Raw genomic sequence first — 21,746 nt, 5'->3', positions numbered from 1 at the left:
GCCGGCCCTACGCCCCCGGCTCGATCTCGGTGAGGTCGATCTCCGACTGGCTCGCCATGTCCTTGCCGAACCATGCCCGGATCGAGGCCGTGCGCTTGCCGAGATAGCGCGGCTTGTCGTCGTCGAGGATCATCGGCAGGTCGTGGCCGGGCACGACCACGGTGCCGGGCCGCTCACACCAGCGCGACCAGATCATCTCGATCGTCGCTTTGCTCACAGCCGGATCATAGGTCATGTCGGTGTCGCGCGAGATCAATTCGGCGCGGTTCTTGGCGGCGTCGCCGGTGAAGATCACATCCCTCTCCGGGGTGCGCAGATGGTAGATCAGGCATCCCGGCGTATGGCCGGGCGCGATATGGGCCGTCATGGCGGGGAAGACCTCTGCCCCGTCCTGAACTGTCTCGCATGTCGGCCAGTCCGAGAGCGTCCGCACATAGAGCTCAGGCACCGGCGTCTCGCCCCAGGGCTCGCCCAGCGCCCAGGCCAGTTCGACCGCCCCGACCACGATGCGGGCACCCCGGAACAGCGTCCAGTTCACGGAATGGTCGTAGTGCGAATGCGTCAGCAGCAGGTCGGTGACATCGGACGGCTTCAGGCCCTGCCGGCCAAGCTGCTCGATCAGCAATTTGCGCATGCCGAAATTGCCCGCATCCACCAATGCGACGCGCCCGGCGGCCCTGAGAAGCACGACCGAGCTCCAGCCCAAGCCGCCATGGCAGACCGATTTGCCGGGATAGCCGCAGACCAGGATGCGCAATGGCCCATCAGTCAGCTCCGGAGGAGTCTCGAACATCGTCATGCCATCGCTCCTGTCAGAAGCCGTAAAGCGCCGCGGGATTGTCGACGAGGATGGCATGACGCAGGGCCGGATCCGAAATGGCTTCCGTCAGGCACGACAAGGCATCGGCATCGTCCATCGCCTCGAATGGCTCGATATCGGTCGCGGCCCGACCGACGCCGCGCCCGCCACCCGTATGCGGCCAGTCGGAACCCCAGACCAGCGCCTCCAGGTTCTCGGCCGACAAGGCCTTGATGAAGGGGATGGCGCGAGCAAGATGCCCCTGCCCCGCAAGCCGCTGCATCGCCGAGATCTTGATGGTCACCTTGCCCGACCCCGCCAGACGCAGGACGCCTGAGAATCCCGGCTGCTCCGGACCGAGCGCCAGATCGGGCAGCCCGAAATGGTCGATCACCACGCGCGCCTCGAGCTCTATCAGGCGCGCCGCCAGGGCATCGAGGACGTCGAGGCGGGCCAGGATCTGGACATGCCAGCCAAGCCGGGCGACCTGTTGCGCCTGCCCGTGGATCAGGCGCCAGGCTTCCTCGGGATCATCCATTCCATGGGTCGCGATGTTGACGCGCACGCCCCGGACACCTTGCGCATGGAGACGATCGAGCTCGTCGGGCGCCGTGCCGAGGCCGATGACCGCCACGCCTCTCGCTGTGCTGCCGAGACGTTCGAGCCCGGCGAGCATCCGCCGGTTGTCGGTTCCATAGGGGCTTGGCTGCACCAGAACCACGCGGGAGATGCCGAGCCGCGCATGCAGCGCGCGGAGTTCGCCCTCATCGGCATCGCCCGGCGTATAGACGCGGTCCGGAGCGAACGGGTATCGCCCGGCCGGGCCGAAGAGATGGACATGGCAGTCGCAGCTGCCTTGCGGCAATGGCTCGAGCAACATTGTCATGCGGCGCCTTTGCGTGGGTCGTCTGTTTGGGCGAGCAGGCCTTGGGCGAGCAAGCCGCTCAGCACATGCGGGATGATGCCGCCGGCCTTGAGCAACTCGACTTCGAGCGACGTCTCGATGGCGGCCGTGAGCGCAAGCGTCTCGATGCCGCCCTCCTCCCGCAGGATCGAGACCGCGACCCCGCAGCGGGGCGAAAGCCTGTCGAAATCCCAGTCGAGCTGGAAGCGATCGCCAGTGACGATGCCAAGCGCGGACGGGTGAAGGTCGGCAGGCAGCAGCAGCGGCAGGATGCCCATGCCGATCAGGTTGGAGCGATGGATCCGCTCGATGCTCGCAGCGATGATCGCACGGACCCCGAGCAAGGCGGCGGCCTTGGCCGCCCAGTCGCGCGAGGAGCCCATGCCATAGCGCTCGCCCGCGACGACGACGAGCGGCACGCCCTCCTGCCGATAGCGCTCGGCCGCATCAGTCAGGCTGACGATCTCGCCTGACGGCATGTGACGCGTCAGACCGGCCGGCGCTGCCGGCAGGAGCTGGTTCACGGCCAGACGGTTGCTGAAGGCGCCGCGCAGCATGACCTCGAAATTACCCCGCCGCGAGGCGAAGACATTCAGGTTCCCCGGATCCCCGCCTGCCGCGACGATGTAGCGGCCGGCTGGGCTGTCACTGCCAATCTGGTTTGCCGGCGAAATATGATCGGTCGTGATGTCGTCGCCCAAGACGAGCAGCGGCCGCGCTGGGCCCCGGGGCGGTAATGCCCCGGAAGCGCGCACGAAGGGTGGGCGGCGCAGATAGGTCGAACGCTCGTCCCATGGGAAGCGCGGCCCCGTCGGCGCCTGTAGGTCGAGCCAGAGCGGCCGGACCGCTGCCTCGCCATAGGCGGCGTCGTAGTCGCGCCGGTCAGCGCCTAAGGCGAGCGCAGCGTCGATTTCCGCGCCGCTCGGCCAGAGCGCGGACAGGCGAATCTCCGCTCCCTCCGACGTCACGCCGACAGGGTCTTGCATGATGTCGATATTGACCGTGCCCGCCAGCGCGAAGGCGACGACGAGCGGGGGCGAGGCCAGGAAGCCGTATTCCAGATCGGGATGCACGCGGCCGGGGAAGTTGCGATTGCCGGACAGGACCGCGACCGGGCGGAAATCCTTGGCGCTCAAGGCCTGCTGGACCTGGGGAAGCAATGCGCCGGAATTGCCGATACAGGTCGTGCAGCCATAGCCGACGATGCCGAAGCCCATGGCCTCGAGATCGGCCATGAGACCGGCGCGTCGCAACATCCTCTCGGCGGTCGGCGAACCCGGCGCCAGCGAGGTCTTGACCCAAGCCGGCGGCTTCAGCCCCAGAGCCCTCGCCTTACGCGCGAGCAGCCCCGCAGCGACGATCAGGCGCGGATCGGAGGTGTTGGTGCAGCTCGTGATCGCGGCGATCACCACGGCCCCATCAGGAAGCTGCGCCGCAGAGGCAGGCTCAAGCGCAGGCGTGAACGCAGCCGCGGTCTCGCCCGCAGGAAGGCGGTCCTGCGGGCGTCGCGGTCCCGCGACGCTGGGTTCGATCCGGTCGAGCGCGATATCGAGACCACGCGTGAAATCGGGCTCCGCATCAGGGTCGAACCAGAGATCCGCCTCCCTCGCGAAGCCGCGAATGAGGTTCAGCTCGGCCTCGTCCCTGCCGACGCCGCGAAGATAATCGCAGCTTGCCTCGTCGATCGGGAAATAGCCGGTCGAGGCGCCATATTCCGGGGCCATATTGGCGACGGCAGCCCGTTCGCCGACGGCCAAGGTCGAGACGCCCGGACCAAAGAACTCGACGAAAGAGCCGGAGACCCCGAGCTTGCGCAGGCGTTCCGTCACCGTCAAAGCGAGATCGGTCGCCGTCACGCCCTCGCGCAATCGCCCGGTCAAGCGAACGCCCACCACCTCGGGGATCCTCAGGATCACCGGAACGCCGAAGAGTGCGCCCTCGGCCTCCAGCCCGCCGACGCCCCAGCCCAAGACGCCCAGCCCATTGACCATGGGCGTGTGGCTGTCGGTACCGAGCAGCGTATCGGGATAGGCCAAGAGCCCGTCCGCCTCCTGCGTCGTCACGACCAGCCTGGAAAGCCGTTCGAGGTTGATCGTGTGCATGATGCCGGAACCCGGGGGGTGTACATGGATCCCGGGCATTGCCGCTGAGGCCCATTTCATCAGGCGATAGCGCTCGGCGTTGCGCTCGAACTCCTTCTCCAGATTGAGCTGGAGCGCGTCGGGACGGGCGTGGAAATCGACGCCGGAGGAGTGGTCGGTCGAGACGTCCACCCCGATGCGCGGCATCAGCAGGTCGGGATCGCGGCCATGCTCGGCCAGCACATCCCGCATCGCGGCGATGTCGACCAGCGCCGGCCCGCAGGTCGTGTCATGCATCATCAATCGGTTTGGCAGGAACGGGATCTCGGCGACGCTGGTGCGCGCCGACAACCAGGCCTTGAAGGCAGGGATGATGCGCTGCGCCTCGCCGGCTGAGTTCCTCAGTGCATTCTCAAGCAGGATGCGCAGCACATGCGGCAGGCGCAGGAGATCGGCCCCCAGAGCATGCCGAAGATCGATGCAGGCGTAGGAGCGCCCATCGACTTCGAAGCGGCGACGCCGGACGGTTCTCGGGGTGGATTGATCGAGTTGCATCATCTCAGTCCGGCTTGAAGCCCGCCTTGTGGAGGATCGCGGACCAGCGATCGACCTCGCTCGCTACCAGCGCCTGCATGGCGGGGCCGCCGCGTTCGTCAGGTCGCGGCGCCCGCGCCCCGATCGTGCCGAGCCGCTTTGCGACCTCCGGATCGTCCAGGGCCTTCGCGACCGCGCCCTGCAGGATATCGAGCACTGGCTTCGGCGTCGCCTTCGGCACGAACAGCCCCGTCCAGGTCTCGGCCTGGAACTCCGGCAAACCGGCCTCCTCGGAGGTCGGCACATCCGGCAGGGTCTCGGCCCGCGTCCTGGCCGCAACCGCGAAGGCCTTCACCGATTGGGACTGGACCTGGCCGCTGACGGAGGCGACGAGATCGCAGGAGCCGTCGATCTTGCCGCCGATGATGTCGTTGATCGTCTGGCCGAAGCCGCGATAGGGCACATAGGTCGGCTTCACATCGATGAGCCCGAAGAACATCAGGCAGGTGATGTGGGAGGCCGCGCCATTGCCGGAATGCCCCATCATCAAGGCGCCCTGCTTCTGCTTTGCCAGGGCGATGAACTCCTTCAGATTCGCCGCGGGCAAATCGTTGCGGAAGAAGACGATGTTCGGCGTCGAGGCGACGAGGCCGAGATAGGCGAAGTCGGATTTCGGATCATAGGGCAGCTTCGGGTTGACGGTCACCGCAGCGGCAAGCGTGCCGGTATGGCCAAGACCGATGGTGTAACCGTCCGGCGCCGCGCTCTTGACCCGGGAGCCGCCGATCGCTCCGCCTGCCCCACCGATATTCTCGACCACCACGCTCTTGCCCAGCACGCGCCCCAGGGCCTCGGCGAGAATACGCCCCGTCGTGTCGGCCGCGCCACCCGCGGCGAAGGGGACGATCATGGTGATCGGCCGCTCCGGGAACATCTGGGCGCACGCGCCCGTCGACAGCAACACCGCGACGCCGAGCATCGCGGTCAGGCCGAGGCAACTCCTCCCGAATACCGTCATCTGTGTTCCTCCCTTTTTGGCCTTGGTTCGGCGCTCACGCCCCGACCATTTTTCGGACCTTGCGGATGGCCGCCTCCGGCGAGGACAGCACCGGCACGGACGCCGCCTCACGGCAGGCCCTGAGCGCGCGCGATGTCGAGAAATGCGCCAGCATCAGCGCATCGACCTGCCCGAGGGCCCTGGCCTCCCGCGCCACCAATCTGTTGTGGGTCTCGGCATCGCCTGCGCGCAGCGCCGCCATCGCCTCGGTCGCCAGCCGCGTGGAAAGCCTGGCTGCGGGCCTGAGACGCCTTGCCTCCTCGGCGAACTCGGCCTCCATCGTCGCAATGGAGGGGCCGAAAGTGGCGACCATGCCGAGCCTTTCGCCATGCCCGAGCGCCTCCTCGAACATCGCCTCGTTCGGCTTGAGGACCGGAACCGGAACCGCGCGCCCCGCCGCCTCGATCGCGGGACCGAAGGCCGAGCAGGTGAACAGGATCGCCTTGGCGCCGAGCGAATAGCCGTACTCGGCCAGGGCGATGATGCGCTGGTTGATGGCGGGCGTGATGTCGCTCGCCTTGGCCCGGTCGACGGAGAGGGAATCGTCGAGGACGCTGACCGGCTCGGCCTCCGGCCAGAGCTCCTTGAAGGCTTGGAGGATGGGCTCGATCGCGACTGGCGTCGCATGGATCAAGGCGATGCGGGGACCGGTGCTCATCTCAATGCGCTCCGGTCATGGGTTGAACAGCCAGGTCGAAGCCGGCTGCACGGTGCAATGCGCCACAAGCGACGACAGCTCCGACCCGCCCTGCGCGCGCAGCCGAACGCTGCCGCGCCTCAGCCGGTACTCCCATTTGTCGCCGAGATAGATGCAGCCCTCTACATCCAGAGGCTGGCTCGTCGCGGTCGGCTCGGATGAGACCATGATGGTTTCGACCCGGACCACGGCGCGGATGTCGGAGGCATCGTGCGGCGGCTCGGCGTCGCGCCAGATTCCGGGCAGGCTCCAGCCCTCGCAGCGAATGACCGCACCGCCATCCGCTTGCGCTTCATAGGCGCCCGACAGCACGTTGTTGGTCCCCATGAAATCGGCCGCGTAGAAGCTTGTCGGCTGGCCGTAGATCTGGATTGGCGTACCGTCCTGGACGATGCTGCCGCCCTTGAGCAGCAGGACATGGTCGGCGATCGCCAGCGCCTCGCCTTGGTCATGCGTGACCATGATCGCGCAGATCCCCAGTTCGAGGATCAGCTTGCGGATCCAGAAGCGCGCCTCCTCGCGCAGCTTGGCGTCGAGATTCGAGAGCGGCTCGTCCAGCAGCAGGACTTTGGGCTCGTAGACGAGCGCGCGGCAGATCGCGACGCGCTGCTGCTGGCCGCCCGAAAGCTGGTCGGGATAGCGCGCCGCCAGATGGGCCAGGCCGAGCTTGTCGAGGATGGTCTCGACCCGCGTCTTGATCTCGGCCGCCGGCCGCTTGCGGAGCCGCAAACCATAGGCGACGTTCTCGAACACCGTCCGGTGCGGCCACAGCGCGTAGGACTGGAAGACGAGGCCGATCTCGCGGGCCTCGGGCGGCAGCGCGATGCCGGCCTTGCCATCGAGCACGGTCTTGCCGCCGATGACGATCCTGCCGATTTCGGGCTGTTCGAGCCCGGCGATGCAGCGCAGCAGGGTGGTCTTGCCGCTACCGGAGGCACCGAGCAAGGCGACGATCCGGCCCTTCTCGGCGGTGAAGCAGGCGCCGGACAGGATCTTGAGGCCACCCAGCCATTTTTCGACGTTTTCGACGACGAGCTCAGTCATGTGATCGTCTCAGTCATGTGATCGTTTCAGTCATGGAGTTTCGCTCCCAGCCGCAGGGCGAGTGTCAGGCCCACAGCCGTCAATGCGATGGAGATGAAGGAAAGGGCGGCGATCTGGTCCATGGCGCCCGAGGTCAGCAGCGACACCATCAGCGAGCCGATGACCTCGGTGCCTGACGACATCAGATAGACGCCGGTGGCGTATTCCCGCAGGAACACGATCATGATCATCGCCCAGGCCCCGGCGAGGCCGGGCTTGACCAGCGGGATGACCACGTCGCGCCAGCTCCGGTAGACCGATGCGCCGGTGATGCGCGCTGATTCCTCGAGTTCCGGCGCGACCTGCAGCAGCGTCGACTGGATGATCCGCAGGCCATAGGACAGACCGACGATGATGTAGGCGATCAGGAGGCTGATCAGCGTCGCCCTGAGCGGGATCAGGAAGGGCACGAACAGGAAAAGCCAGAAGAAGGTCAGGCCGACGATCAGGCCGGGCAGCGCGCGCGGGATCAGCACGGAATAATCCAGCAGGGTTCCGCTTCTGCCGCGGTTGCGGTGCCCCGCGAGCCCGACCAGCAGGTAGAAGGCGACCGCGATGGCGCCGCCGACCCCGGCGAGCAGGACCGTGTTGAGGATGCCGCGCGACAGGCTCGGAATCTCGAAGACCGCCTTGAAATTGGCGAGCGTCAATTGCTCCGTCAGCCTGACGCCCTCACCCCAGTTCTCGACGAAGGCACGCAACACGATGCCGCCAACCGGAAAGAAAACCGAGACCAGGAGCCATAGCCCGATCAGCCCCAGCGCGACCGCCTGGCCGGTGGCGCCCAGCCGGAGCAGGTTGGTTCTCGCCCCCTTGCCACCGACGGCCGCGAAGCGCCGGGCATGGCGCAGCAAGCGGCGCTGGATGAAGACGAGCGGCAGCGTGATCAGGATCAGGAAGACCGTGACCGCCGCCATGACCTGATAGGTCGGCGCGCCGAAGATGGTGTTGACCTTGTAGATATACGTGGTCAGCACGAGGATGCCGTTGGGATCGCCCAGCACCAGCGGAATGCCGAAGGTCTCGAAACCAAGGAGCAGGTTGAGCGCGGCGCTGAAGACCAATGCCGGCAGGACCATCGGCAAGGTGACGTCGAGCGAGACCCGCCAGATTCCGGCCCCAGCGGTGCGTGCCGCCTCCTCCAGATCGGACGGCAAGCGGCGCATCGCCGAGGCCACATAGAGATAGACCGTCGGCACATGGCTCAGGCCGCCGATCAGGATGATGCCCGGCAGCGTGTAGATGCTCCAGGGCGCCGCGCCGAAGAGGCTCTTGAAGGCGATGGTGACGAAGCCCGAAGGCCCGACCGAGACGGTGTAGCCGAAGGCCAGGACGATCGAGGACAGGAACATCGGCACGAGCACGAGCGGCTCGAGCCATGTCCGCCCCTTCAGGTCCGTCCGCGTGATCAGGAAGGCGAGCAGCCCGCCAAGCGGAACCGCGACCACCACCATGCCGAAGGCATAGAGCGTCGTCGTCCACAGCGCCCGATAGAACTCGGGATCGGTCAGGACGAAACGGAAGGCATCGAGGCTGAAGCGAACATTGTCGTCGAAGAAGGGTGCGTCGAGGACGCTCTGATAGATCACGAGCAGCGCGGGCGCTGCCACCATCACGAACAGGGCAAGAATGACTCCCGCCCTGAAACGCGGTGCGTCGTTGGCAAGCGACATGACGATGCTCTCAGTCGGACGCGTCAACCGCGCAGCGCCTGCTTCCATTTCTGGAAGAACTCGGCGCGTGTTTTTGGATCGGATGCTTCCAGCAGCGCGGCCGAAACGGGGATTGGCTTCAGCTTGCCGCCTGCCATCTCATTGAGCTTGGCGATGTTGAGGCCTTCGCTGACATCGGTGCGGATCGACGGCGCGCCGCTGCCGGCCATCGCCGTCTGTCCGCGCTGGGACAACAGGAAGTCGAGGAAGACGCGCGCCGCGGCGGGATGAGGTGCGCCCTTCGAGATATTGGCGACCCGCGAGAACGCCGCCGCATGGTCAGGCGGCAGGACGACGCCGAGATTGTTGTTCTTCTTGGCCCATTCGATCGCGTAGGAGCCGATCAGGTTGAAGGCGATCCAGTGCTCGCCCGAGGCGATCTTCTCGCGCATCGCGCCCGAGCTGCCATAGACCTTGGGGTCCGTTCCGCCGAACGCCTTCACGAGCTCCCAGGTGTCGGAGGTGGTGCGGGCGTCGTTGTTGAAGAACAGGAAGCCGGAGCCGCTCTTCTCCGGATCGAACGAGGCGACCTTGCCCTTCAGCGCTTCCTTGTTGGTTTGCAGGAAGGCGATGAGCTCGGCGCGCGTCTGGGGCGGCTTGAGCGCGCCTAGCATGCTTTTGTTGTACATGATCGCGACCGGCTCGACCGAGGTCGCGTAGAGCTGGTCGTTGAAATTGGCCCAGGCCGGCAGCTGGGCGGCCTCGGGCGATTTGTAGGTTTCCGCCTGCCCCTTCGAGACCAGCACCATCTGCAGGTCCATCGCCGAGGTCCAGACGATGTCCGAGCCGACCTGCTTGGCGGCGGCTTCCGAGATGACGCGGTTATAGGCGCCGTTCGTTCCAAGGTCGTTATAGTCGACCCGGATGCCGGGGAACGCGGCCCGGAAGGCTTCGATCAGTGGCCGGCCCTGCACATCATCCGTCGATGTGTAGATGGAGACCGCACCCTCCTTCACCGCCTTGTCGACCAGATCCTTGTAGTCGGCCGAATAGCCCGCCGGAATGCCTTGCGCGAGGGCAGGACGATTGCCGGCCATGGCTGCAGCGGTGAGCGCACCAGCGCCCGCGACGACATGTCTGCGTGTGATCATAGCGTCCTCCCAAGATCTTTTTCTTGAGAGGATGCTAACTCAGGATATTGGTTTTATCAATCTATAAAACCAAACATGCGTATATCCGCTTGACCGCCCGCCCCTAATCCCTTGGCGCAGACGCGAACTCGGCTTGAACGACCGGCGATTTGACGGCCAGGGCGCCGTTCAGATGACGGCGCATCACATGCGCCGCCTCCAGATTGTCGCCACGCTCAAGCAGATCCAGGATCTGAACATGCTCGATGCTCTGCGCGACGATCCGCTGGGGGTCGACCTTCAACCGGTACTCAATGAGGCGCCGGAACTGGTTGGCGCGCTCCAGCGCGAACAGGAACATCGGATTCCCCGCCATCCTGATCAGCTCCTCATGAAAGCCCGCACCGGCGCTCCGCATCGCCTCGGGGGTCAGCCCGCCGAGCTGCCCCCGCGCCAGCTTCTCCTGGACTCTCCGCAGAGGGGCGGCGGCAGCCCTGTCGAAGCGGAAAGTCGGCTCCATGATCGCCGCCGGCTCGATCACCGCCCGAAAGCGATAGATCTGCTCGAAGGCCTCTGATGTCTTGGCGACCGGCCGCAATCGCCAGCCATATCCCGGCTTGGGCTCGGCCCAGCCCTCCTGGACCGCGCGCACGAAGAGATCCTGAGCCTGGGAGCGCGTGAGCCTGTACCTGTCCCTCACGGCCTGCTCGGTGAGCTCGCCTTCGATCCGATCGTTCAGCCAGTCCTCGGCGAAGGTGAAATAGGGATCGGCATCGGCCGCCCTGGCCGTGAGCCCCGGCTTGGCCATGTCCGCCAGATCGATATCGGAGCGAACATAGAAGCCGCGATTTGGCCGGTTCTCGATGACCCCGTCGCCGGCCAGCACGCTCAGCGCCTCGCGGACCGGCGAGCGGGAGACCTGATACTGCCTGGCAAGCGCCTCGGTCGCCAGATGCGACCCCGCGGAGAGGTCGCCCGAATTGATGCGGGCAACGATGTCGCCAGCGATGCGGAGCGCGAGGGGACTGTTGGACATGACTTGATCTCATGGAACGGCAAAACGACGAGTGGCGAAATGACTTGCCGCGCGAGCGCACCCGACCGGCAGCAATGATTTCAGGGCGGTCACCCTTGACGCTAATTTGGATTTACTAGATGCAATAACCAAATCTACAAACCCGCCCTGTGTCGTCGCGATAGCACACGGCGTGCCGGAGAACCCTCATGAAGCTGCTCGTCCTGCCCTGCGATGGCATCGGTCCCGAAATCATCTCCGCCTCCATGCAGGTGCTGGAAGCCGCCAGCACGCGGTTCGGCCTCGACCTCGCCTTCGACTATGACGAGGTCGGCTTCACCAGCCTGGAGAAGCACGGCACCACGCTGCGTGACAGCATCCTGGAGAAGGCTCGGCACGATTATGATGGCGTGATCCTCGGAACCCAATCGCATGCCGACTACCCTGCGCCGGAAAAGGGTGGACGCAACGTCTCCGCCGGTTTCCGGATCGGCCTCGATCTCTACGCCAATGTCCGCCCGGCGCGCACCCGGTCATTCATTCCATCCAATATGAAGCCGGGCAAGACGATGGACCTCGTCATCATGCGCGAGGCGACGGAGGGCTTCTATCCCGACCGCAACATGCATCTGGGCTGGGCCGAGCTGATGCCCTCGCCCGACATGGCGATCTCGCTGCGCAAGATCACCGCCCATTGCTCGAACCGCATCGCGCGCCGCGCCTTCGAACTGGCGATGACGCGCCGGAAGAAGGTCACCGCCGTCCACAAGGTCAACAGCTTCCACCAGACCGATGGGCTTTTCCTGCGCGAGGTCAGGAAGGTGGCGGCGGACTTCCCCGAAGTCGCCCTGGACGACTTGCTGATCGACGCTTCGACGGCGCATCTGGTGCGCAATCCCGAGCGCTTCGACGTGATCTGCGCGACGAATTTCTACGGCGACATCATCTCGGATCTGGCGAGCGAATTGTCGGGCAGTCTCGGCCTCGCCGGCTCGATGATGGCGAGCGACAGCCATTGCTGCGCCCAGGCCCAGCACGGCTCGGCGCCCGACATCCAGAACCAGGACAAGGCCAATCCGGTCTCGATGATGCTGTCCTGCGGCATGCTGCTGCAATGGCTCGGCGAGACGCGCGGCCTGCCGCAGTTCGAGGCAGCCTTCCGCGCCATCGACGCCGCGATCGACACAGTCCTGACGGATCCGGCCTCCCGCACGCCGGACCTCGACGGCAAGGTCGGCACGAAAAAATTCGGCTCGCTGGTCGCCGAAGTGCTGGCTCGCCCCTGAGAGGGATCGCTGGGAGGATGGAGATCGTGCCGCGGCAGCGGGACATTCAATAGCGCAGATGGCGGTTCAGGCGGTGCTCGAGGCGGCGACTGAATAGCGACATCCCGAAGCAGCACAGGAAGAACACCACCACTGCGAAGGCATAACCCTCCCGCGCCATGCCGAGCCAGACCTGGTCCTTCTGGGCCTGAGTGATCACGGCGAGAAGGTCGAACAGGCCGACGATGCTGACGAGCGTGGTGTCCTTGAACAGGTCGATCACCGTGTTGACGAGGCCGGGAATGACCAGCCTGAGCGCCTGCGGCAGGACGATGAAGCACTGGATCGCCCATGGCCGCAGGCCAAGCGCGGTCGCGGCCTCGGCCTGGCCGCGCGGGATCGCCTGCAGGCCACCGCGCACGATTTCCGCCATATAGGCGGCCGTGAACAGCGTCAGCGCCAGCATCGCGCGCAGCAGATTGTCGATCGTCGCGCCATTGGGCATGAACAGCGGCACCAGCAGCATCGCCATAAAGAGCACGGTCAGCAACGGCACGCCGCGCCACAACTCGATGAACAGCATCGAGAACAGGCGGATGACCGGATATTTCGAGCGGCGGCCGAGCGCCAGGAAGACGCCGAGAATGAAGCCGCCACCGCCAGCCACCGCGGTGAGCAGGACGTTCAGCATCAAGCCACCCCAGAGATTGGTGGCGATGTAGGCAAGTCCGAACAGCCCGCCGACCAGAAGGATGCCGGCCACCGCGGGCACGAAGCCGAGCAGGATCAGCGCGAGCCAGCCCTGCCAGCGCGGCGGCGCGATAAGCGTCGCCGCCGTGGTGCCGACGACCAGAGCCAAGGCGAGATCGACCCGCCAACGCTCGGGCGAGGGATAGCGGCCATAGAAGAACAGATCGAACCTGACCTTGATGAAGGTCCAGCAGGCGCCGCCGGCATCGCAGGCGGCCCGCGTGGTGCCGGAGATCGTCGCATCCGTCACCGCCCAGTTGAAGATCGCCTTGACCAAGACAATGATCACACCAGCCAGGACCAGCGTCAGTAAGCCGCTGGACAGCGATGGAAACAGGTTCCGTTTGACCCAGACATGCGTCGGCGCCATTGCGATCAGCGCTCCACGATCGCGACACGGGCGTTGTACCAGGCCATGAAACCGGAGATGGCGAGGTTGATGCCGAGGAAGATGATCATCACCAGGAACATCGTTTCCAGCGCCCGCCCGGTCTGGTTGAGCACCGTGCCGGCATAGATCTGGACGAGTTCCGGATAGGCGATCGCCGCGCCGAGCGAGGTGCTCTTGGTCAGGTTGAGATACTGGTTCGTCAGTTGCGGGATCATCACCCGCAATGCCTGCGGCAGGATGACCAGGAACAGCGCCTGCGCCCCTGACAGGCCAAGCGAGGATGCAGCTTCCCGCTGGCCCTTGGCGATGCCCTGGAGCGAGGCGCGCACGATCTCGGCGACGAAGGCCGACATGTAGAGCGACAGCCCGGCGACCAGCGCAATCAATTCGGGCGGCACCACGACGCCCCCGACATAGTTGAAGCCGCGCAGCGTCGGGTAATCGAGATGGTCGACCGACAGCAGGACGACCACAAGTGCGATGGCGGGCAGGAGCGGCGCGGCCCAGCCGAAAACCCGGCGCCGGCGACGCAGTCCCCTGAACACAGGGACGAGGCACAGCGAAGCCACCAGCAGCAAGAACGGCCACAGGCCGGCAGTGCCCATCTCGATGCTGGGCATGTTCAGGCCGCGGACGCTGAGGATCATGCCGCCCGGCAAAGCCAGGCCGTTGCGTGGCGGCGGCAACGCCTGGATCATCACCACATACCAGAAGATGATCTGCAGCAATTGCGGGGTGTTGCGCACGATCTCGATGATCGCCAGCGACAGGCTGCGCGCCAGCCAGTTTGCCGAGAGGCGCATGACGCCGAGCAGGAAACCCAGCAGCGAGCCCAGGACGATGCCGATCGCCGCGGCGAGCAGGGTGTTGAGCAAGCAGACCCACAAGGCCCGGCCATAGCTATCGGCCGTCGACCAGGGCACGACGTGGAAGGGGATATCGAAACCGGTCCGCTGGGAGAGAAAAGCGAAGCCGAAATTCATGTTCCGCGCCGCCAGATTATCCGACGCGTTGGCGATGATGAACCATGCGAAGAGGGCGAGCGCGCACAGGAAGAGGCCTTGCCAGGCAAAAGCGCGGAAAGAACCGCGCCTTTGCTGTCTCGGGGCTGGCTGTCGCGCGATCAGGACCGCGGTGTCAGCCAAGGCCATCAGCGCAGCGGCAGGGCATATTGAAGCCCGCCCTTGGTCCAGAGATTATTGGTTCCACGCGGCAGGCCGAGCGCTTTGGGGCCGAAATACTCGTCATAGATCTCGCCATAGTTCCCAACCGCCTTGATGATGCGGTAGGACCAGGCGCCATCGAGGCCCAGCTGCTTGCTGAAGTCCTCGTCGAGGCCGAGCAGGCGCTGCATGAAGGGATCGACCGGCTTGCTGGCCTTGATCTGATCGGCATTGGCCTTGGTGACGCCCATCTCCTCGGCCGTCAGCAGGATCATATGCGTCCATTTCAGGATATCGCCCCATTTCTCGTCGCCTTCGCGGGCGAAGATGCCGAGCGGCTCCTTGGAGATGATCTCGGGCAGGATCATCCAGTCGTCGGGCGTCTTCATGGTCGAGCGCGCCGCGGCGACGCTGCCGGAATCGTCGGAATAGCCGTCGCAGCGCCCCGCCTCCGCCGCGGCGAAGGCCTCCTCCGGCTTGTCGAACAGCAGGGAATTGATCTTGATGCCGTTGGCGGCGCCATAATCGGCAATGTTGAGCTCGAGCGTGGCCCCTGTGAGCATGCAGATGGTCGCGCCGTTCAACTCCTTGGAGGAGGCGACCTTGAGGCTCTTCTTCACCATGAAAGCCTGGCCGGCGTAGAAATTCACCGCGATGGGCGAGAGGTTGAGTTGCGTGTCGCGCGTGAAGGTCAACGTGCTGTCGCGGATCAGGACATCGATCTCGCCCGATTGCAGCACGGTGAAGCGGACCTTGGTGGTCACCCCGACATATTTGACCTTCTCCGCATCGCCCAGCACCGCTGCAGCGATGGCGCGGCAATAGGCGACGTCGAGCCCCTTCCATTTGCCGGTCGAGTCCTGGAAGGCGAAGCCCGGGATGCCGGTATCCACGCCGCAATTCAGCTCGCCGCGTTTCTTGACCGCGTCCAGCGTCGCACTCTTGACCTGGGCTTCGGCGGGGAGGCCCGCCGCACCTAATCCGCAAACGGCGAGCGCCGCCGCATAAGCCAGTTTCCGCAAGCTCGTCATGACCCGATCACTCCCTGCTGAGACAAAATCGAAGGCGACGCGGGGCTCTCACCCCAAAACGAGAGCAATGTCCGATCCAGTTGGACCGCTCAATTGCTCTAGGTCCTTGTTTTAACGCGCTTTCCTGGCGCGAACCGGTATCCACTTCGCTCAAAAAAGCGCTCTAGCTGGTGGCGCTGTAATCGACCGGTTCGGCATGCCAGCCTTCATGCCGTTTCGCCCAATAGGCCTCGCGCAGCCGCTCCGAGATCGGCCCCGGACGATCATTGCCAAGAATGCGCCCGTCGAGCCTGGTCACGGGAATGATGCCGCCCGCGGTGCTCGTGGCGAAAATCTCGTCGGCTTGGCGAAACTCCTCGACCGGCACCGCCCTCGCCTCGCAAGGCAGCCCCAGCTCGGCGCAAAGATCGATCGCGCTCAGCCGGCTGATCCCGTGCAGCACGTTGCGGTCGGCGGTCGCGACCTTGCCGTCGGTGATGCAGAAGATGTTGTAGCCCGGACCTTCCGTAACGTTGCCGTCGAGATCGAGCAGGATCGGGTTGTCGGCGCCCTTCTCCTCGGCCTCGAACATCGCCGCCGTCATGTCCGCCCAGTGGAAATTCTTGATGCGGGCGTCGAGGCAGACATCGGGAATGCGCGGTGTCGAGGCGATGATCATATGCGCGCCGCGCGCGATGACATCGGGCTTCATCTGCCAGACATAGGGGATGGCGAAGGCCGCAAGATAGCTGCGCGCATTGACCGGATGATAGCGCTGCTCGGGGCTCGGCCGCCCGCGCATGCAGTCCACAGCCACATAGGCCTCGCGCAGGCCCGACAGCCGCACGAGTTCGTGCAGGATCTTGCGGATGTCCTCGTCGCTCTCCTTCGGGGTGAAGCGCATGGCTCCAATCGAGGCGCGGAAGCGGGCGAGATGATCGTCGAGCCGAAAGAACGCCCCATCCCAGACGCTGACGACGTCATAGGTCACGTCCGAGCGACGATAGCCCCAATCGGTGATCGAGAGCTTGGCCTCGGAGACGGGCATATAGGCCCCGTCGAGATAGGCAGCGCCCTTCGACCAATCGACGTTCCCTGCGGTCGCAGTCTCCATCGTCACTCTCCGTATCGCGATCGGCATCTCGAAGGCGGAATATGTGATCACATCAGGCGAGATATCGCCGCCAGCGTCAAGATCGGGCCGTTATCGGGCGCAGCCATTTTCGGCATTTTAAGCTGCAAAATTGAGCAATATGATCAAGTCTGCAGCGCATGAGCTTTTCGCTCCAATCTCTCGACAACCGGGCGGTAGCGTGATGTGATCACACTATCCGCGAGAGTCCAAGCTGCATCAATTCACCCATCGCAGACTATGCGCAAGCCGGCAGGAGAGCGATATGGCCTCGACCAAGCTGAACTACCGCAATGACACCTTGATGCTCGGTTTCAGCGACCTCAAGCGGCTGCGCTCGGAGCGGCCGCTGGTCCTGACGGGCGGGCGCGGCATCAGGGTCTTCGACGAGCGCGGACGCGATTACATCGAGGCGGTTTCGTCGTTCTACTGCGTCGCGCTGGGTTATAGCAACGAGGAGCTGATCGAAGCCGCCATCGCGCAAATGCGCGCCTTGCCGATCTATCCCTCGGCGATCGACCGCACGGTTCCTGCCGTCATGGATCTGGCAGAGAAACTCGCGGCCCTGTCGCCGATGCCGCAAACCCATGTCACCTTCGCCACCACCGGTTCCGAGGCGAATGATCATCTGATCAAGTTCATCTGGTATGCGAACGGCTTCTCCGGCGAGCCGAGGCGGCGCAAGATCATCAGCCGCTGGTCGAGCTATCACGGCAGCACGATCCAGTTGACGGCGCTCGGCGGCGGCTCCGATCTGCATCGCTCCTTCGCGGTGCCGACGGATGAATGCCTTTATGTCAGCCATCCCAATTGGCCAGGCGGCGCCGAGCCGGGCGAGAGCGAGGCGGCCTATGGCGATCGCCTTGCCGCCGAGCTCAGATCGGTCATCGAGCAGGCCGGCCCGGAAACGGTCGCCGCCTTCTTCGCGGAGCCGGTGTCCGTATCCGCCGGCATGTATGTTCCGCCCGCCGGCTACTTCACCAAGATGAAGGCGGTGCTCGACGCCTACGGCATCTTGCTGGTCGCCGACGAGGTGGTGACCGGGTTCGGCCGGACCGGGCAGTTCTGGGGCACCCAGACGCTGGACATCAAACCCGACTGCATGACCTCGTCAAAAGCGCTGTCGAGCGCCTATCAGCCGATCTCGGCGATCCTGATGTCGGGCGATTTCTATGACCGGCTGGAGCGTGGCAGCACCGAGAAGGGCTGGTTCGCCCATGGCGGCACCTATCATGCCCACCCGGTCGCTGCCGCCGTGGCCCTGAAGACCATCGAGATCTATGAGCGGCGCAATCTTGTCGCCCATGTGCGCGCCATCATGCCGGCCTGGGCGCGCGGCCTTGCCGCGCTGAAGGATCATCCGCTCGTCGCCGAGACGCGCTGTTTCGGACTCCTGGGCGCGGTGCAATTGAAGCTGCCCGGCGACGGCGAGGCTGCCCCGGCCTCGCTGCGGATCGGCGGATTGCCGGCGCAGGTCTATCAGGCCGGCCTCGAAGCCGGCATCATCGTCCGGCCACTGGCGAATTGCCTCGTGCTCTCGCCGCCGCTGATCATCACCATCGAAGAAATCGGCGAATTGTTCGAGCGGCTGACGCGGGCCCTGGATCAGGTGCTGAAGGACATGCCCGCCAGATAGCGGCAGCGCAAAGCAAGTCTGCAGCGCCATTCCGGTGCGTGGACTAGCCGGCGACCAGCGCGCGATGGGTGAGCCCGAGCCTCTGATACAGGTCGCGCTGGAAGGTGAGGATGTCCGCGCGCCGCAGGTCGCGAGCCCTGACTGGATCGCGGTCCCGAAAGGCCAGGACCATCTCATGGTTGATATGGACCGTGAAATGCAGAAAGTCGGGATCGAGCGCTGCCGGCACGGACATGGCCTCGGCGAGATGCGGCCCCAGGCGCAGCCGCAATGTGAAGATCGCCGATTGCAGCACGCCCGACGATGACCCCTGCGCGATCCGCAAGCCCCAGGACTGGATGGATGTCACGATCTTCACGACATCCGAGCTGTCATAGGCGAGGCGAAGATCCTCGTTGATCCGCGACAGGATCACGACGTCCTCCTCGGAGGCGCGCTCGGCAAAGCGCGCTGCCGCCTCCCCTTCCACCAGGACCCGGGCGGAGTGCAGATCGTCGAGCTCGGCGCGGGTCAAAACCGGCACCAGAATGGAGCGGTTAGGGGTCGCGTGAAGCGCGCCGTCCGCCGCGAGTCGGACGACAGCTTCCCGAACCGGCTGGATGCTGGTGTTCAGGGATGTCGCCAGACCACGCAAGGTGAGCTTCGTGCCGGGCAGCAGGTGCCCATTCAGGATGGTTTCCTGCAATTGCCCATAAACCTGTTGCCCAAGCGTCCTCTGCGGCACAGTGCGTCGGATGCTGTCGGCTGGGTTCTGGGCCAAGGATAACCTCTCGTTTTCGCCGGACGAACGCCGCCCTTTTCGGCTGCGGGATCATCATCGAAGGGCACTATTGTGTAGACCGCAATAACCCGGCCAACTCAACGAGCATAGGAGTTGGCACACACGTTCTCCGATACGGAGAAAACGCTGGGTTCGGTTGTGTGCCTGATGCCGGAGGTGCGCCCTGCTGGGATCGACGATGAGGAGCGCGCAGCGACCGCCTCCGATCGACCGCAACCTCAGGTCAAAGACGAGCGCGACAAGGCGCAGATGTCCCAGGGGCAGTGCCGATCGCCGCTCTTTTGGACGGCTCGCTAGAGCGGTTTCCGATCCAATTGGACCGTTCAACAGCTCCAGCACTTCGTTTTAACGCGTTTTCTTCACGCGAACCGGTGCCCACTTCGCTCGAAAACGCTCTACCGCGGGCTCACCCAATCAATCCACCGCCGCTTTGGGCGCAGGAAATGGCGCCGGATCAGCGAAGCGCCGCACCACATTGGTGACGAGCTTCGCCACGGGGTTGACGTAGCCGTCGATCGGCAATGCCCCGATGAAATTCATCGAGCCGACAGAGAACACCGCGCCGCCGTTTCGCGTTTCGAAGAACGTCAGATCCGAGCGTATGATGTCCTCGCGCGCGGCAGGCCAGGTGTGGTCCCGCCGTTCTTCGTTCACCGGCTGGTAGGTCGGGTCCTCGACCACGGCCCGGCCGATAATGATCGCATGCGCGGGCGTACCCAGCATCTCGTCGGCCCGGTCGAGTTCGTGCCCGGCGGCGCCCCCGCCCATCAGGCCGCGTTCACCGAAGACCTGCCCGGGCACCGCCGTCTGCTCCATGCCGTCGCGCATGAAGGCGACACGCGGATCGAGGATCCCGTCGAGGAAGGTATAGGGAAAGCCCTTGTATTCTCCCTGCGTGCTGAAGCCGACACCGACCAGGGCCTGCGGCGCTCGCCCCAGCCGGCGCCAGAGCCCGCCATAAGATCCGTCGAAAGCATGATAGCTTTCGCCCGGCAGCGTCTCCCACAGGCGGATGCCTCCTTCGGCGCGGCGCAATTCGAAGGACCAAGGGCCGTCGGCATGCGGCACGACCTTCCAGTAGAAGCCGTTGCCGCCGAGATAGACGAAGCGCCCGCCGCCTTCCAGATAGGCAGCCAGGGCATCGAGCGTCTGGGTCGTGTGATATTCCGGATGCTGCCCGGTCAGGACGACCTGATATTTCGACAGCAGATCGACGCCTTCCGCATGCACGTCATGATCAGTGATCACCTCGAACGGAATCTCCTGCCGAGACAGAAGATCCGTGATGTAGCTGTCGGCCGATACCCAATACAGGCCCGAGCTGTCGGGGCTGGGATCCATGAGGTGAATCTGGTTGACGCGCTTATCGATCAGCGGCCGGCGCATCGTCGACATCACGACGCCGCTGCCGTCGGAGTGGAAATTATAGGGCGAGACACCGTATTCCGGATGGCCGTCGGGCGCCTGAGCCAGCGCACCCCAGGCGAGCGAGCGCTCGGTGATCAAGGCCTGCCGGCCTGCCTTCTGATACTGGCTGTAGACAGTGTAGCTGAAGGTCGGCGCCAGGAAGGCGACCTTGGCCTGCGAGCCAGGCACCGCGGCGCGAACATAGAACACGATGTTGTCGCGAACCCCATCCTTCTCCAGATGCAAGGCATAGACGCCGCTGACCCAGGTCTCGGGCACGACGAAGCGCAGCGAAGGCGTCCAGCCGGCATCGCCGATATCGTCGTCGTGGAAATGGATCGCGGCCCACTCCGCCGGCGCTTCGGTCCAGCGATGCAATGCGCCGGTCCAGCGCGAACCGGTCATGGCGCGCGTCGGCAGATTCACGCAACGGCCATGCCGCCTATCCCGACCGATATCGGTCGCAATATCGGTCGGGATGCCGAGGGAGAAATCCCATTCGGCGATGATCTGGTCCGGTGGTGTGGTGCGACTGGAGGCTTGCGCTTCCAGCACGGCTTGCAGCCCGGCCGCACCGTCAAGGATGCGCGGCCGCTCGATCTTGCCGTTGAAATGCGCGCCGACACCCGCCCCAACGCGTTCGGCCGCGATAGCGGCACAGCCCGCGCCGCCGAATGGTCCGGCCACGGCAGCCGCGCTGCGCTGCCGCCGCTCGTCCCTGTCCAGCCGGATCTTGCGGGGCGCCTGCCCGAGCGTGAGCTCTCCGGTCTGCGCATCGAACACGCAGGCAATGTCATGCCAGGCGCGCTCGGTCAGGGGCATCTCGGTCTCTAGCGCGATCAGCCCCGCCGATGTGCTCAGGCGGCAAAACGCACCGCCTTGGCCGATACCCAAGGTCAGCGCTGCGCCCTCACCTGCCCAATTCAGGACCGATTGCGCGCCAGCCTCCAGCCGGGTCGGCCACACCGTCGCGGCGAAGGCGATGAAGCGCTTGCCTGCGTCGAGATCGAGCTTCGCAACATCGATCCAGGAGCCCTTGGCGATCGGCTGCTCCTGCCCCTGATGCTCCCCCTCCAGAGACCAGAGCACTGGCACTTCACAATATCCAGGCCCCTTGGGATTGGGATCGCCGCACAGCACGCGCGCCACCCGGGCGGAGTAGCGCCCGCCGCCGCGCACGCTGATCATGAAGCTCAGCTCCTCGTTCGGGCGCACGCTCCAGCGGTCGACATAACCAGTGATGGGAAGCATCCAGTATC

Annotated in this window: 17 protein-coding genes; 2 read left to right on the top strand and 15 right to left on the bottom strand. The window is 65.1% G+C overall.

Going from position 1 to position 21,746, the window contains the following annotated elements; genetic code table 11:
- Nucleotides 1-7: 7 nt before the first annotated feature.
- The 9 genes from RMR04_RS04395 to RMR04_RS04355 all read right to left on the bottom strand — a co-directional run bounded on the left by RMR04_RS04395 (nucleotide 8) and on the right by RMR04_RS04355 (nucleotide 10,973).
- Complete coding sequence (locus tag RMR04_RS04395) at nucleotides 8-799, bottom strand: MBL fold metallo-hydrolase (RefSeq protein WP_311913178.1); 792 nt, start codon at nucleotides 797-799, stop codon at nucleotides 8-10.
- A gap of 13 nt (nucleotides 800-812) precedes the next feature.
- Complete coding sequence (locus RMR04_RS04390) at nucleotides 813-1,685, bottom strand: amidohydrolase family protein (RefSeq protein WP_311913177.1); 873 nt, start codon at nucleotides 1,683-1,685, stop codon at nucleotides 813-815.
- Nucleotides 1,682-4,339, bottom strand: a complete 2,658-nt coding sequence (gene acnA / locus RMR04_RS04385) for an aconitate hydratase AcnA (RefSeq protein WP_311913176.1) — start codon at nucleotides 4,337-4,339, stop codon at nucleotides 1,682-1,684. The genes RMR04_RS04390 and acnA overlap by 4 nt, the downstream gene beginning before the upstream one ends.
- 4 nt (nucleotides 4,340-4,343) lie before the next feature.
- Nucleotides 4,344-5,336 carry a Bug family tripartite tricarboxylate transporter substrate binding protein gene (locus RMR04_RS04380; RefSeq protein ID WP_311913175.1) on the bottom strand — a complete coding sequence of 331 codons (993 nt, stop codon included), beginning with the start codon at nucleotides 5,334-5,336 and terminating at the stop codon, nucleotides 4,344-4,346.
- A gap of 34 nt (nucleotides 5,337-5,370) precedes the next feature.
- The gene (locus RMR04_RS04375; protein ID WP_311913173.1) at nucleotides 5,371-6,033 is read right to left on the bottom strand and encodes an aspartate/glutamate racemase family protein; all 663 of its coding nucleotides are present in this window, start codon (nucleotides 6,031-6,033) and stop codon (nucleotides 5,371-5,373) included.
- 15 nt (nucleotides 6,034-6,048) lie between these two features.
- A complete protein-coding gene (locus RMR04_RS04370) occupies nucleotides 6,049-7,116 on the bottom strand; it encodes an ABC transporter ATP-binding protein (RefSeq protein WP_311913172.1) in 1,068 nt (355 codons plus the stop codon).
- A gap of 26 nt (nucleotides 7,117-7,142) precedes the next feature.
- Nucleotides 7,143-8,828: an ABC transporter permease gene (locus RMR04_RS04365; RefSeq protein ID WP_311913170.1), complete on the bottom strand. Its 1,686-nt coding sequence runs from the start codon at nucleotides 8,826-8,828 to the stop codon at nucleotides 7,143-7,145.
- Between the two features lie 23 nt (nucleotides 8,829-8,851).
- A complete protein-coding gene (locus tag RMR04_RS04360) occupies nucleotides 8,852-9,958 on the bottom strand; it encodes an ABC transporter substrate-binding protein (RefSeq protein WP_311913169.1) in 1,107 nt (368 codons plus the stop codon).
- A 103-nt stretch (nucleotides 9,959-10,061) separates the two neighbouring features.
- Entirely contained in the window at nucleotides 10,062-10,973 is a 912-nt protein-coding gene (locus tag RMR04_RS04355; protein WP_311913167.1) for a GntR family transcriptional regulator, read from the bottom strand.
- Between the two features lie 188 nt (nucleotides 10,974-11,161).
- On the opposite strand from RMR04_RS04355, the gene RMR04_RS04350 reads away from it, so the two are divergent.
- Nucleotides 11,162-12,238 (top strand): isocitrate/isopropylmalate dehydrogenase family protein, encoded by a 1,077-nt coding sequence (locus tag RMR04_RS04350; protein ID WP_311913166.1) that lies wholly within the window; start codon nucleotides 11,162-11,164, stop codon nucleotides 12,236-12,238.
- A 46-nt stretch (nucleotides 12,239-12,284) separates the two neighbouring features.
- On the opposite strand, the gene RMR04_RS04345 is transcribed toward RMR04_RS04350, so the two are convergent.
- The 4 genes from RMR04_RS04345 to RMR04_RS04330 all read right to left on the bottom strand — a co-directional run bounded on the left by RMR04_RS04345 (nucleotide 12,285) and on the right by RMR04_RS04330 (nucleotide 16,645).
- On the bottom strand, nucleotides 12,285-13,337 hold the full coding sequence (locus tag RMR04_RS04345; RefSeq protein WP_311913165.1) for an amino acid ABC transporter permease: 1,053 nt from the start codon (nucleotides 13,335-13,337) through the stop codon (nucleotides 12,285-12,287).
- Nucleotides 13,338-13,342: 5 nt separating this feature from the next.
- The gene (locus RMR04_RS04340; protein ID WP_311913163.1) at nucleotides 13,343-14,341 is read right to left on the bottom strand and encodes an amino acid ABC transporter permease; all 999 of its coding nucleotides are present in this window, start codon (nucleotides 14,339-14,341) and stop codon (nucleotides 13,343-13,345) included.
- A gap of 167 nt (nucleotides 14,342-14,508) precedes the next feature.
- Nucleotides 14,509-15,552 carry an amino acid ABC transporter substrate-binding protein gene (locus tag RMR04_RS04335; RefSeq protein ID WP_311913162.1) on the bottom strand — a complete coding sequence of 348 codons (1,044 nt, stop codon included), beginning with the start codon at nucleotides 15,550-15,552 and terminating at the stop codon, nucleotides 14,509-14,511.
- Nucleotides 15,553-15,715: 163 nt separating this feature from the next.
- Entirely contained in the window at nucleotides 15,716-16,645 is a 930-nt protein-coding gene (locus RMR04_RS04330) for an aminotransferase class IV (protein WP_311913161.1), read from the bottom strand.
- Nucleotides 16,646-16,928: 283 nt separating this feature from the next.
- Here RMR04_RS04330 and RMR04_RS04325 point away from each other — a divergent pair, with 283 nt between their 5' ends.
- A complete protein-coding gene (locus RMR04_RS04325; protein WP_311913159.1) occupies nucleotides 16,929-18,299 on the top strand; it encodes an aminotransferase family protein in 1,371 nt (456 codons plus the stop codon).
- Nucleotides 18,300-18,342: 43 nt separating this feature from the next.
- On the opposite strand, the gene RMR04_RS04320 is transcribed toward RMR04_RS04325, so the two are convergent.
- Nucleotides 18,343-19,059: a GntR family transcriptional regulator gene (locus tag RMR04_RS04320; RefSeq protein WP_311913158.1), complete on the bottom strand. Its 717-nt coding sequence runs from the start codon at nucleotides 19,057-19,059 to the stop codon at nucleotides 18,343-18,345.
- 435 nt (nucleotides 19,060-19,494) lie between these two features.
- A complete protein-coding gene (locus RMR04_RS04315) occupies nucleotides 19,495-21,738 on the bottom strand; it encodes a N,N-dimethylformamidase beta subunit family domain-containing protein (protein ID WP_311913156.1) in 2,244 nt (747 codons plus the stop codon).
- Nucleotides 21,739-21,746 lie beyond the last annotated feature (8 nt).

It is taken from the genome of Bosea sp. 685, from assembly GCF_031884435.1.
GTDB lineage: Bacteria > Pseudomonadota > Alphaproteobacteria > Rhizobiales > Beijerinckiaceae > Allobosea.
Note: the sequence above shows the minus strand (reverse complement) of the source record. Positions and strands in the feature narration are given on the sequence as shown.